Below are 12,059 nucleotides of genomic sequence, written 5' to 3'. Positions count from 1 at the left end.
CCTCCCCAGCCTCGTCGCTCACTGCTCGCGGTTTCACCGCTCGCTACCGAGGTGCTCACTTCGTTCGCACCTCGCACCGTTCGCGACGTCCCTCGCGGGCGGTTCGCGGGTGCTACCGCACCCGCTCACCGGCGCGCCACCGTCGAGGAGATCGTTCATTCCCTCACCTACATTGACCGCGACCGATCCAGCAACCGCCGAGGCGTTCGATGGGACCGCTCGGGCTACCCGTCGCCGAGTTTGGTCTCGCCGACCGCGTCGTGGCCCTCGATGACCTCGGTGCCGCCCATGTACGGCCGCAGCGGCTCGGGGACGGTGACGGTGCCGTCGTCGTTCTGGTAGTACTCCAGGATGGCGACGACGATCCGGGGCACCGCGAGCCCGGAACCGTTCAGCGTGTGGAGGAACTCGGCGGACTCGTGGTGCTCCTCGCGGAAGCGGATCCCGGCTCTGCGGGCCTGGAAGTCCTCGAAGTTGGAGACGGAGGAGACCTCGAGCCAGCGACCGCCCTCCTCGGGCCCCTCGTCCATGTCGTCGGCTGGGGCCCACACCTCCAGGTCGTACTTCTTCGCCTGCGTGAACCCGAGGTCGCCGGTACACATCTCCAGGACGCGGTAGGGTAACTCGAGCCGGCGGAGCACCTCCTCGGCCTCGTCGACGAGCCCCTCGAAGCGCTCGTAGCTCTCCTCGGGCCGCACGAAGTTCACCATCTCCACCTTGTTGAACTGGTGGACGCGGACGATCCCGCGGGTCTCAGTGCCGTGTTCGCCCGCCTCCTGTCGGAAGTTCGGCGTGTACGCCTGGTATTTGAGTGGGAGGTCCTCGCCGAGCAGGATCTCCTCGCGGTGGAGGTTCGTGACGGGGACCTCCGCGGTCGGGAGCAGCCAGAGGTCCTCGTCGTCGTAGGCCTCGTCGTTTCGCCCCTCGAGCCGGTAGGCGTCCTCAGTGAACTTGGGGAACTGCCCGGTCCCGCGCATCGACGCGGAGTTGACCGGGATCGGCGGGAAGACGTCCTCGTACCCCTGCTCGCGGTGGACGTCGAGCATGAACTGGATCAGCGCGTGTTCTAAGCGCGCGCCGTCGCCCTTCGCGACGTAGAAGCCGCCGCCGGCGACCTTCGCGCCGCGCTCGAAGTCGAGGATCTCCAGCCGCTCGCCCAGGTCGTAGTGGGGTTCGACCGTCTCGGGGAGCGCGCGGCGGTCGTCGAACCCCTCCCGACGAACCTCCGCGTTCTCCGACTCGTCGGCACCGACCGGCACCGACTCGTGGGGGATCTGCGGGAGTTCCAGAAGCGACGACTCGAGTTCGGCCTCCAGCGCCTCGGCGCGCTCCTCGACCTCCTGAAGCTCCGATTTGAGCTCCCCGGAGCGCTCGATGGCCTCCTGGGCCTCCGCCTCCTCGCCGGCGGCCTTGAGGTCGCCGATCCGCGAGGAGACCTCGTTGCGCTCGTGACGCAGGTCGTCCCCGCGCCGCTTGAGCTCGCGCCACTCCTCGTCGACGTCGAGTATCCGGTCGAGGTCCACGTCGACGCCTTTGTTCTCGAGCGCCTCGCGGACGGTCTCGGGGTTCTCCCGGACGAACTGTCGGGACAGCATCTACCGGCCGTTCCGGCGGCCGGGCCAAAACCGTATCGGAGCGGCGGCGTCCCCTCGGAACTCCCGGAACGGTTCACCGATACCGGAAGGCGTCAGAGAGTCGTTCACATGGGTGAGTGAATCGTTCAATAAAGACGAAGGAGTGAGCGATTCTGCCGTGCGGTGGCGCGCCCGGGAGCGGGCCGGAGGCCCGCGACCGGAACGCGAGGGACGCGGCGAACGAAGTGAGCCGCGAGGTTGGGGAGGCGTGAGGTGCGGTGCTGTGCGGGACGGGATGGGACTCAAAGGGGCAGCTACGAGGACGAAGCCCGGCGCAGTAAGCACCGCAGCGAGCGAAGCGAGCGAGGAGCGCAACGAGCCGCGCGAGTCGTGCGAGGGCGACCGAAGGGAGCCCTCGACTGGCGAACGGTGAAGCCGTGAGCCCTCGCGGCTGGGGCTTTGGACGTGTTCGCCGTAGTCGCGTTCACCACGACAGCAACGATCCCGTTCTACTCACCCAGATCTCCATCGAAATACCCGTCCAATAAGCATGGATGCTATGACGACCGTTTCACGTCGAGTCATATCCGAAAAAGAGGATCTCAACGGACCCACGGTTTCCGTAGGAGCCGCCTCGACCGGTTCCGGCTCAGAGAACGAACGTGACGATGGCGAGCACGATGAAGACGATGACGAGCCACTTCGCGATCTTCATGCTCAGTCCGGCGACTCCGCTGGCACCGGCGACCGCCGCGACTATCGCGAGGACGAGAAAGAGGATCGCCAGTTCGATCAGATCCCCGCCGAACTGTAGGGGTACGAGCAGAGCTCCGTCGTGAACCGTCTGGGTGAGACCCATGCCCGATCCGCCGTTTCTATCCGCTTAGTTAGGAGATCGTTATGGAAGTTACAAGGCTAAAACCCCGCCCTTCAGGGCGGGGAGGATGTCAACGGCCGGGTATGGAACACGGCGTGTCGGACGGGGCCGTACGGGGTCGTCCCTCTCAGTACCCGCCGGGCAGCGCGAGTCCTACGGCGAGCGCGACGAGCGGTACCGCGGCGACGACCGCGTACCACAGACCGGCGGCGACGAGAAGCGCCCACGTGGAGACGCCGTACCCGGTCGAGTCCCAGTCGACGCCCAGGCGGGGCAACCCGACCGCGGCGACCGTCGGCCCGCCGATCGCGACGATCCCGCCGCCGGCGAGCGCGGTCTCGATGAAGCCGTCGCTCCAGCCCGGTCCCGCGGCGTCGACGAGCGCCACGGTGAGCAGGACGCCGACGAGGTACGGGACGGAGAGCGCGAGCGCGACGCCGACGTACGAGGGGACCAGCCGTCCGCGGGGCGGCAGCGCGCGCATCAGCGCCCGGAACCGCGCCGCGATCAGGAACGGGGACCAAAGGAGCCCGGCGACGAGGCCGGGCAGCGCGACCAACGCGAGCGTCCAGAGCCAGCCGACCGCGTCGCCGACGAGGGAGGGGATCGCCATGTCGGAACGACTCCCGCGCGGACCAAACGCTTTGTGGTCGGTCGGACCCGCTCCCGTGACCGGTCGGGACCAGCACGATTTAACCGGCGCGACGCGAGCGCGTAGGCATGCTCATCACGGGTGCGGAACTGGCCGACGGGCGGGTCCGGGACGTCCGGGCTCGGGACGGAACGATCGTCGCGGTCGCGGAGGGGCTCGATCCGGCCGCCGGCGAACGCGTCGTCGACGGCCGCGGGCGACACCTCCTGCCCGGCGCGATCGACGTCCACGTCCACTTCCGGGAGCCGGGCGGGAGCCACAAGGAGACGTGGGAGACGGGGTCGAAGAGCGCGGCCGCGGGCGGCGTCACGACCGTCGTCGACCAGCCGAACACCTCACCACCGACCGTCGACGGCGACGCCTTCGACGCGAAGGCCGACCTCGCGGCCGCCTCCCGCGTCGACTACGGGATCAACGGCGGCGTCACCCCGGAGTGGGACCCGGACGCGCTGCTCGACCGACCGCTGTTCGCGCTCGGGGAGGTGTTCCTCGCGGACTCGACGGGCGAGATGGGGATCGACGCCGACCTGTTCGCCGAGGCGGTCGCGGCCGCCGCCGAGCGCGACGTCCCGGTGACGGTCCACGCCGAGGACGCGACGCTGTTCGACGAGTCGGCGCTCTCCGGCGACATCGGCGGGGTCGGCACCGCCGCGAACGCGGACCCGTGGTCGGCCTACCGCACGGCTGCGGCGGAGGCGGCGGCCGTCGAGCGCGCCCTGGCCGTCGGCGAGGACGCCGGCGGTCGGATCCACGTCGCGCACACCTCGACGCCGGAGGGCATCGACGCGGTTCGGGCGGCCGCCGACGGGGGCGCGTCGGTCACCTGCGAGGTCACCCCGCACCACCTCTTCCTCTCGCGGGAGAACGCCGGTCGTCTCGGCACCTTCGGCCGGATGAACCCGCCGCTCCGGTCGGAAAAGCGACGGACCGGCGTCTTCGAGCGACTCCGCGACGGCGACGTCGACGTGGTCGCCACCGACCACGCGCCCCACACGGTCGACGAGAAGCGAACCGGGCTCGCGGACGCGCCGAGCGGTGTGCCGGGCGTCGAGACGATGTATCCCCTCCTCCTGGAGTCGGTCCGGACCGGCGAGCTGTCGCTCGAGCGCGTCCGCGACGTGGTCGCCGCCAACCCGGCGTCGATCTTCGGGCTCGACCGGAAGGGGGCGATCGCGGAGGGCGCGGACGCCGACCTCGTCCTCGTCGATCTGGCGAGCCCGCGGGAGATCGAGGCGGGCGCGCTCCACTCGAAGTGCGGCTGGACGCCCTTCGAGGGCTCCCGCGGCGTGTTCCCCGAGCTGACCGTCGTTCGCGGCGAGCCGGTGTACGAGCGCGACCCGATCACCGGCGCGGAGGAGTTCGGCGACCCGGTCGGCCGGAACGTCCGGGAGCGATAGCGAATTCGAGCGGCGGAACGCCTATGCCGTTCCTGCCCTTACGACCGTGTACGAGACATATCATGCGTCGTGTTCACATAGGCCATTACGGTCGGGGATCGAGCGCCGTCGCGAGCGCGGGGAACGCCGGGGGGCGATGAACGACTCGCCAGACGCGACCGGCGTCGACGATTCGCCCGGCGTCGACGAAGAGGTCGCTCCGGCGGATCCGAGCGCGGGCCCGTCGGACCGGCCCGCACTGGACGTCGACGCCGCGGCCGACCTCGTGGACCGTCTCGTCGGGAACGTCGAGTCGGTGATCGTCGGGAAACGCGACGCGGTCGAACACGTTCTCGTCACGCTGCTCGCGCGCGGACACCTGCTCGTCGAGGACGTCCCCGGCGTCGGCAAGACCACGCTCGCGAAGGCGGTCGCCCGCTCTGTCGACGCCTCCTTCAAGCGCGTCCAGTTCACGCCGGATCTGCTCCCCTCCGACGTCACCGGCGTCAACGTGTTCAACCAGCGGACCGACGAGTTCGACTTCCGGCCCGGTCCGGTGTTCGCGAACGTCGTGCTCGGCGACGAGATCAACCGCGCCCCGCCGAAGACCCAGTCGGCGCTGCTCGAGGCGATGGAGGAGAACCAGGTGACGACGGACGGCGTCACCCGAACGCTGCCCGACCCCTTCTGTGTGATCGCGACCCAGAACGACGTGGAGCCGGGGCGCACCTACGAGCTGCCGGTCGCGGAGATCGACCGCTTCACGAAGAAGATCCGGCTCGGCTACCCCGACGTCGAGGCCGAGGCGACGATCCTCGACCGGACCGTCGGCGACCACCCGATCGACGCGATCGAGCCGGTCGCGACTCTCGAGGGCGTTCGGCGGGCGCGCGCGACCGTCGCGGACGTCGCGGTCAGAGCGCCCGTCCGGAACTACGTCGCTCGGCTCGCGGAGTACACGCGCCGGAACGCGGCGCTCGGCGTCAGCCCGCGCGGGAGCCTCGCCCTGTTGCGAACCGCACAGGTCAGGGCCGTCCTCGACGGCCGCGGCTACGTGATCCCCGACGACGTCCAGACGGAGGCCCCGACGGTGCTCCCCCACCGGATCCGAACCGACGCGGGCGCGGCCGGCGGCGACGACGTCGTCGCGGAGGCGCTCGACCGCGTCCCGGTGGAGTGAGGGGATGTTCGACGCCTCGCTCACCCGTCGTGGCCGCGTCGTCCTCGCGGTCTGTGTCGTCGGCGCGGTCATGGCCGTCGCGGTCGGCGGGCGGTCGCTCAACGCGGTCGTCCTCCCCGGCGTCGTCGCGCTCGCCGCCGGCTACGTCCAGGTGTCGCGGGTGGAGACGCCGGGAGCCCGCCGGTCGGGGCTCGTCGACGGGTTCGCCGGCGAGGACCGCGAGGTTCGCGTCGACTTCGACGGGGGGCCCCCTGGCACGCCCGTCGACCGCCCGTTCGTCGCGGACGTCCGGGACCGCCTCGAGGACGGATTGACCGCCGCATACGGGTCGGACGACGCGGTCCGTACCGTCGTCGGCGGGGAGCCGGCGACGTACCGCCTCCGGCTTCTCGAGCGGGGTGAGCGGCGGCTCGGACCGATCGAGGCGTCGGCGACCGACGTGTTCGGGCTCTTCGAGCGACGCCTCGTCGTCGACGAACGGGACCGGATCGTCGTCTACCCCCCGGTCCGCGCGATCCCCGCGTGGTTCCGACGGGGACTGTACGCCGACGAGACGCTCGGGTCCAGCCGCCAGCGCGAGGAGTTCGACCGGCTCCGCGAGTACGCCCACGGCGACTCGCTCCGGGACGTCCACTGGCCGGCGACGGCCAAACACGACGAGATCGTCGTCAAGGAGTTCGCCGCCGAGACCGACCACCGTCGGGTGTCGATCGCGGGCGAAACGCGCTACTCGGCCGACGCCGGCGCGGCCGACGTCCTCGCGACCGCGACCGCGAGCCTCGCGTGCTCGCTCCTCGACGACGGCGTCCCGGTCGACGTGCGGCTCCCGGCCGGCGAGGTCGCCGCCGAACCCGACGCTCGGGGGCGGCGCGAGCTCCTCGAGCTCGCCGCACGCACCGGACCGGGAGCCCCCGGCGACGGCGAGGGGGTTGACGTCCGGATCGTCGCCGAGCGCGAGGACGCGCGGATCCGAACCGAGGACCGGACCGTTCGGTTCTCGGAGATGGCGACGGCCCCGGCGGGTCCCTCGGCCGCCTCGAGCGGTTCGACGTCGAACGGTTCGACGCCGGCGACCGCCGACGAACCCGACGTCGTCCGGACCGACCGGGCGTCCGGCGCGGCGGCCGGCAAGGGGGGGATCGGCAGATGACGGACCGTCCGCTCGACGGAGCGGTGGGGACGCTCCGCGGGGCCGGACCGCTCGGCGCGATCCCCGCCGGGCTCTCGGAGCCCGCCGCGCTCGGGGTGGTCCTCGCCACCCTCGCGTACGTGAGCGCGCTCGTCTCGGTCACGAACGTGGTCGGCGGAACGGCGAGGCTGCTCGCGGTCGTCGCGGTCGCCGCCGTCTGCGGGGCGGCGCTCGCGCGGGTCGTCTCCCCGCGGAGCGCGGTTCGGCTGACGGTCGCCCTCTTCGCGCTCGGGCTGATCGGATACTACCTCGCGATCCCCGGAAGCCGGGTCGCGCTCGGCTCGCTCGGGGACGTCGCCCTCGACGTGATATCGCTTCTGACCGGGCTCTCCGTGCTCCGGCTCGTGTTGGTCGACGTGTGGGTGCTCGTCATCGCGCCCGTCCCGACCTTCCTCGTGGCGTACCTCGCGGGACGGGGTCGTCACGTCGCCGCCGTCACGGTGGCCGGCGGGACCCTCGGATTCTTCGTGCTCACCGGGGACGCGGGCGACGCGGTGACGCTCGCGGGGGTCGTCGGCGTCGCGCTCGCGGTCGGGCTCTCGACCGTGCCGACCCCCGGCGGGATCCGGAGCCACGGCGGGACCCTCGCGACGGTGCTCGCGGTGATGGTGCTCGCGAGCGCGACGGTGACCGTGTTGCCGGCGGGCGCGGCACAGCCGTGGGCGGTCGATCGCGGTTCGCCGGATCTCGAGTCGAGCGTCGTCGGCGGCGACGAACTCGAGATCGTGGGAACGACGCGGCTCTCGCCGGAGGTGCGGTTCACGATGGAGAGCCCGGTCGAGCGGAACTGGCACGTGGCGTCGTACGACACCTACACCGGCGACGGGTGGGTCCGGTCTGGCGAGGAGCGGCCGCTCGACGGACCGCTCTCGGGACCGCCGGGCGACACGAGGCGGGTCGAGTCGACGTTCACGGCCGAGACCGACCTGGAGACGATCCCCGCGCCGTGGCAGGCCGTCGACGTCGGCGGGGTCGTCGGAGAGGCGGCCCAGGTCGACGAGCGCGGAACGATCCACCCCGGCGGACCGATACTCGAGGGCGATCAGGTCGCGGTCGAGAGCCGAGTCATCGACCCCTCGCCGTCGGAGCTCCGGAACGCGAGCACCGATTACGACCCGACGATCGAGGAGCGGTACACCCAGCTCCCCGAGAGCACGCCGGACCGCGTGGGCGAGCGGACCGCGGAGATCCTCGCGGACGCCGACAACCCCTACGACGAGGCGACCGCGATCGAGCGGTACCTGATCGAGGAGTACGACTACTCGCTGACGATAGACCGCCCCGAGGGCGACATCGCGGACGCGTTCCTCTTCGAGATGGAGGCCGGCTACTGTACCTACTTCGCGACGACGATGGTCGCGATGCTGCGCTCACAGGACGTGCCCGCGCGGCTCGAAACCGGCTACACGAGCGGCCAGCGGGTGGGCGACGACGAGTACGTGGTCCGGGGACAGAACGCCCACACGTGGGTGTCGGTGTACTTCCCGGAACACGGCTGGGTCGAGTTCGACCCGACGCCGGGCGCCGAGCGCGACCTGGCCCGCTCCATCAGGCTCTCGGAGGCCCGCTCGGACGGCGTCGAGGGGATCGACACCAACCGCTCCGGCTTCGAGATCTCCACGGCCGTCGAGGAGGAGCCGAACGAGCTCCCGGAAGCGAACGCGACCGGAAACGGGACGGACGACGAGAACGGGTCGACGACGTTCAACGGGACGAACTCGACCGTGAACGACTCCGTGCCGGAGGAGGCGCGTCCCGAGCGGAGCGTCTTCGATACCGCGCCGGCCGGCGACGACGGCCCCTCGCTGCCCTCGCGGGAGGTCCTCGGGTACTGGCTCCTCGTCGTGATCGTCGCGACGGCGGGCGCGCGCCGCGTCGGTGCGACGGATCGAGCGTACCACGCGGCGCGGATCCGGCTGCCGGGTCGGTCGAGGACGCCGCGCGCGGACGCGGAGCGCGCGTTCGCGGACCTCGAGCGGATCCTCTCGCGGCGGTACCGCGAGCGCCGCGCGGGCGAGACGCCGCGGGCGTACCTCGAGGAACTCCGGACGCGCGGCGTCGACGACCGGGTCCACGCGGTCGCAGAGACCTACGAGCGGGCGGTCTACGCCGGGAACGTGACCCGCGCGGAGGCCGACGCCGCGAGGCGGACGGTGCGGCGGCTCGCGCTGGAGTCGACGCCGCTCGTCGGCCGCGTGTTCCAGCGGGAGTCGACCCCCGACGAGTGAGCGGTCGGTTCGGGACGCTCTCGCGTCACGGGCGCTCGCGGTTCGGTCGGATCGGGGAGGGGTGCCGACACTATTTAATACGGGCACCATGTAGTCTCGGACTGTAATGTCGGAAGTCTGCTCGACGTGCGGGCTGCCCCAGGAACTCTGCGTCTGCGAGGACGTCGCGAAGGAGTCCCAGCAGATCAGCATCCGCATCGACGAGCGCAGGTACGGTAAGGAGGTAACGGTCATCGAAGGGTTCGACCCGAAGGACGTGGACATGAGTTCGCTGTCCTCGGACCTGAAATCGAAGTTCGCCTGCGGCGGCACCGTCGAGGACGGGGCCATCGAGCTTCAGGGGAACCACTCGGGTCGCGTGGAGGACTTCCTCCGCGATAAGGGATTCAACGTCGCGTGACCGTCACCTGAGTACCCGCCGTCGAGCGCTCCTCGCCGTTTTTCACGCCTCGCGAGTCGTCGGCTTTCTCCCGGAGGAGTCGCGTCGCCGCCGGAACGACGACCGCGCTCAGCGGAACGACGACCGCGCTCAGAGTAGAAGCGCCCCGCGCCCGACGACGAACGCTGCCGCCGCGAGGAACGTCCCGTACTTGAAGTGGCTCTGTGCGGCGCTCGGGTCCGAAAAGCCCTCGAAGCAGGCGTACAGCATCACCGCGTCCGCGACCGCGACGACGACGAGGTAGACCGCCCCGAAGGTGCCGAGCAGGTACGGAAGCGGGCTGACCGCGACGGCGACGAGGAGGGTCCCGGCTCCGATCCACAGCGCCCGGCGCTCGCCGACCGCGACGGGGAGCGTCCGGAGCCCCTCCTCGCGGTCGCCGGCGAGGTCCTCGACGTCCTTTATGACCTCACGAGTGAACGTCGAGAGCGCCGCCAGCGCGGCCAACACCAGCGGGGCGTCGAGGCTCCCGACGGCCGCTCCGCCGAAGAGGAACGTCGAGCCGACGAGATACGAGACGAGCGCGTTCCCGAGCCCCGGCGTCCCCTTGAACACCGTGGTGTAGGTGACGAGTGCGACCAGGTTGACGGCGGCGATGACGAGGGCGGCGACCGGCAACAGCGCGGCCAACCCGACGGCGAGGGCGAAGAGCGCCACCGAGAACGCGAGCGCGCCGCGCGGGGAGACCGCGCCGCGCGGGATCGGGCGGTCCGGTCGGTTGATCGCGTCGATCTCGCGGTCGAAGTAGTCGTTGATCGCGTTGCCGGCGGCGACCGCGACCGCGGTGGTCACGACCGCGACCGCGGCGACGAGCGTCGAATCGCCGGCCCCGGCCACGAACGCGCCGGTCGCCGTCAGCACGCCGGCGGCGACGCAGTTCGCCGGCCGCGTCAGCTCCAGTGCCCCGCGTAACGTGTCTTGCAACTCGTTTCCGTCCTCCGGCGCAGACGACATAAACGACGCGGGATCGGCTGGGATCGACGGCGGTCGAGGCGGCCGCCTCGTCGACCCCGTGCCGAAGACTTCGATCCGCCTCTACGCCTCACTAACGTTTATGCCATGAGACATGGAACGTGCGCACATGGCCAAAGGCCTGGACGTCGGTACGATGAACATCCTTTCGGGGCGACAGGAAGGCTCCGAGACCGTGTTCGTACAGCAGCGCAACTCGTTCGTGGAGATCGAGTACAGCGATATGGCCGAACAGATGCTCTCCAGAAGCGAGGTCCTTCACATCCGAAAGGACGACAAGGTGTACGTCGTCGGCGACGACGCCCTCAACTTCGCGAACATCTTCAACAAGGAGACGCGGCGACCGATGCAACACGGGATCTTATCGAGCGACGAGTCCTCGGCGATCCCGATGATCAAGCTCATCACCGAGCAGGTGGTCGGCGAGCCCGCCCGCCCCAACGAGCGGCTGTTCTACTCCAGCCCCGCCGACCCGATCGACTCGCCGCTCACGACGCTGTATCACGAGAAGACGCTCGAGTCGATGCTCGGCGACATGGGGTACGACCCCGAGCCGATCAACGAGGGGATGGCCGTCATCTACTCCGAGCTCGCGGACAACAACTTCACCGGGCTCGGGATCAGCTTCGGCGCGGGGATGACGAACGTCTGTCTCGCGTACTACGCCGTACCCGTGATGAAGTTCTCCATCGCCCGCGGGGGCGACTGGGTCGACGAGCAGACCGCGCAGGCGACCGGCACCCCCGTCGACAAGGTCACGAGCATCAAGGAGGACGACTTCGAGCTCGACTTCCGCACGGACGTCGGCGGCGTCGAGGGCGCGCTCGCCATCTACTACGAGAACTTACTCGACTACGTGATCGAGAACATCACGCGCGAGGTCGACGAGGAGGACGTGGAGGAGGGACTCGACGTGCCCGTCGTCGTCACCGGCGGCACCTCCAGCCCGAACGGCTTCGAGGACCTCTTCGCCGACCACCTCGCGGACGCGACCATCCCGTTCTCGATAAGCGGCGTCCGCTCGCCCGACGAGCCGATGTACAGCGTCGCCAGCGGCGCGCTGGTGGCGGCCCGTTCCGAGGAGGGCGCGACCGACGACGCCGGCTCCGCGGAGGCGGAAGCGGCCGAGGCGGCTCCCGAGTCCGAGGACTGACGACGCCGCCCGCTCCCGCCCCGCCCCCCTCCCGGTTCTCCGGTTCACCTCCCGCGAGCGGCGGCCACGCCGACATCGTGCGTTGCTCATGCGGCGGCAACGCTCAATCCAACACGAACGATTATTAAGGATAGGCGAATAGGGGTGAGCGTGGCATCCGTAGTACACGACTGATCGACGATCGGAGCCCGGACCGGCGGGTGCGGTTCCCCACCGGGGCGAGGATCACGAGACGGGCGGCACCGACGACGAACTACCGACGGCGGCGGAGGCGGTCGCGCGGGCGGCCGCGACGTTCGACCCGACGGACACCCGGCGGATCCCGAACGGGACCGACGAGTGGAACGGGTACGCAGGATCGTGTCACGACGCGGAGTGACCCCGTAGCGGACCCTTTTAGGCGGACCGCCGAGTACCGC

The 12,059-nt window shown here is 70.5% G+C and carries 10 protein-coding genes; 6 read left to right on the top strand and 4 right to left on the bottom strand.

The window, feature by feature from the left end; genetic code table 11:
- Positions 1 to 224: 224 nt before the first annotated feature.
- The 3 genes from serS to NO889_RS08365 all read right to left on the bottom strand — a co-directional run bounded on the left by serS (position 225) and on the right by NO889_RS08365 (position 3,064).
- A complete protein-coding gene (gene serS / locus NO889_RS08375; RefSeq protein WP_256411811.1) occupies positions 225 to 1,595 on the bottom strand; it encodes a serine--tRNA ligase in 1,371 nt (456 codons plus the stop codon).
- A 628-nt stretch (positions 1,596 to 2,223) separates the two neighbouring features.
- Complete coding sequence (locus tag NO889_RS08370) at positions 2,224 to 2,433, bottom strand: DUF1328 family protein (RefSeq protein WP_256411810.1); 210 nt, start codon at positions 2,431 to 2,433, stop codon at positions 2,224 to 2,226.
- Positions 2,434 to 2,578: 145 nt separating this feature from the next.
- On the bottom strand, positions 2,579 to 3,064 hold the full coding sequence (locus NO889_RS08365) for a DUF8162 family protein (RefSeq protein ID WP_256411809.1): 486 nt from the start codon (positions 3,062 to 3,064) through the stop codon (positions 2,579 to 2,581).
- A gap of 107 nt (positions 3,065 to 3,171) precedes the next feature.
- Here NO889_RS08365 and NO889_RS08360 point away from each other — a divergent pair, with 107 nt between their 5' ends.
- The 5 genes from NO889_RS08360 (at position 3,172) to yciH (ending at position 9,476) form a co-directional block, all read left to right on the top strand.
- Positions 3,172 to 4,500: a dihydroorotase gene (locus tag NO889_RS08360; RefSeq protein WP_256411808.1), complete on the top strand. Its 1,329-nt coding sequence runs from the start codon at positions 3,172 to 3,174 to the stop codon at positions 4,498 to 4,500.
- 136 nt (positions 4,501 to 4,636) lie between these two features.
- The gene (locus NO889_RS08355) at positions 4,637 to 5,659 is read left to right on the top strand and encodes an AAA family ATPase (RefSeq protein WP_256411807.1); all 1,023 of its coding nucleotides are present in this window, start codon (positions 4,637 to 4,639) and stop codon (positions 5,657 to 5,659) included.
- Between the two features lie 4 nt (positions 5,660 to 5,663).
- Positions 5,664 to 6,809, top strand: coding sequence for a DUF58 domain-containing protein (locus tag NO889_RS08350; protein ID WP_256411806.1), 1,146 nt, complete (start codon positions 5,664 to 5,666; stop codon positions 6,807 to 6,809).
- The gene (locus tag NO889_RS08345) at positions 6,806 to 9,076 is read left to right on the top strand and encodes a transglutaminase TgpA family protein (protein WP_256411805.1); all 2,271 of its coding nucleotides are present in this window, start codon (positions 6,806 to 6,808) and stop codon (positions 9,074 to 9,076) included. Before NO889_RS08350 ends, NO889_RS08345 begins: the two co-directional genes overlap by 4 nt.
- Positions 9,077 to 9,182: 106 nt before the next feature.
- On the top strand, positions 9,183 to 9,476 hold the full coding sequence (yciH, locus tag NO889_RS08340; RefSeq protein ID WP_004046732.1) for a stress response translation initiation inhibitor YciH: 294 nt from the start codon (positions 9,183 to 9,185) through the stop codon (positions 9,474 to 9,476).
- A 129-nt stretch (positions 9,477 to 9,605) separates the two neighbouring features.
- Here yciH and NO889_RS08335 read toward each other — a convergent pair whose 3' ends face one another.
- Positions 9,606 to 10,439: a geranylgeranylglycerol-phosphate geranylgeranyltransferase gene (locus NO889_RS08335; RefSeq protein ID WP_256411804.1), complete on the bottom strand. Its 834-nt coding sequence runs from the start codon at positions 10,437 to 10,439 to the stop codon at positions 9,606 to 9,608.
- A 157-nt stretch (positions 10,440 to 10,596) separates the two neighbouring features.
- On the opposite strand from NO889_RS08335, the gene NO889_RS08330 reads away from it, so the two are divergent.
- On the top strand, positions 10,597 to 11,640 hold the full coding sequence (locus tag NO889_RS08330; RefSeq protein ID WP_256411803.1) for a disk-shape morphogenesis protein volactin: 1,044 nt from the start codon (positions 10,597 to 10,599) through the stop codon (positions 11,638 to 11,640).
- Positions 11,641 to 12,059 lie beyond the last annotated feature (419 nt).

This window comes from Halorubrum rubrum (assembly GCF_024494685.1).
Taxonomy (GTDB): Archaea; Halobacteriota; Halobacteria; order Halobacteriales; family Haloferacaceae; genus Halorubrum; species Halorubrum rubrum.
The sequence above is the reverse complement of the archived record's forward strand: the minus strand, read 5'-3'. Positions and strand labels throughout refer to the sequence as shown.

Excerpts from the sequence above, each read along its gene's own strand:
- NO889_RS08365 (WP_256411809.1), bottom strand. The coding sequence starts at position 3,064 with ATGGCGATCCCCTCCCTCGTCGGCGACGCGGTCGGCTGGCTCTGGACG.
- NO889_RS08370 (WP_256411810.1), bottom strand. The coding sequence starts at position 2,433 with ATGGGTCTCACCCAGACGGTTCACGACGGAGCTCTGCTCGTACCCCTA.
- NO889_RS08330 (WP_256411803.1), top strand. The coding sequence starts at position 10,597 with ATGGCCAAAGGCCTGGACGTCGGTACGATGAACATCCTTTCGGGGCGA.
- yciH (WP_004046732.1), top strand. The coding sequence starts at position 9,183 with ATGTCGGAAGTCTGCTCGACGTGCGGGCTGCCCCAGGAACTCTGCGTC.
- NO889_RS08345 (WP_256411805.1), top strand. The coding sequence starts at position 6,806 with ATGACGGACCGTCCGCTCGACGGAGCGGTGGGGACGCTCCGCGGGGCC.
- NO889_RS08350 (WP_256411806.1), top strand. The coding sequence starts at position 5,664 with ATGTTCGACGCCTCGCTCACCCGTCGTGGCCGCGTCGTCCTCGCGGTC.
- serS (WP_256411811.1), bottom strand. The coding sequence starts at position 1,595 with ATGCTGTCCCGACAGTTCGTCCGGGAGAACCCCGAGACCGTCCGCGAG.
- NO889_RS08355 (WP_256411807.1), top strand. The coding sequence starts at position 4,637 with ATGAACGACTCGCCAGACGCGACCGGCGTCGACGATTCGCCCGGCGTC.
- NO889_RS08360 (WP_256411808.1), top strand. The coding sequence starts at position 3,172 with ATGCTCATCACGGGTGCGGAACTGGCCGACGGGCGGGTCCGGGACGTC.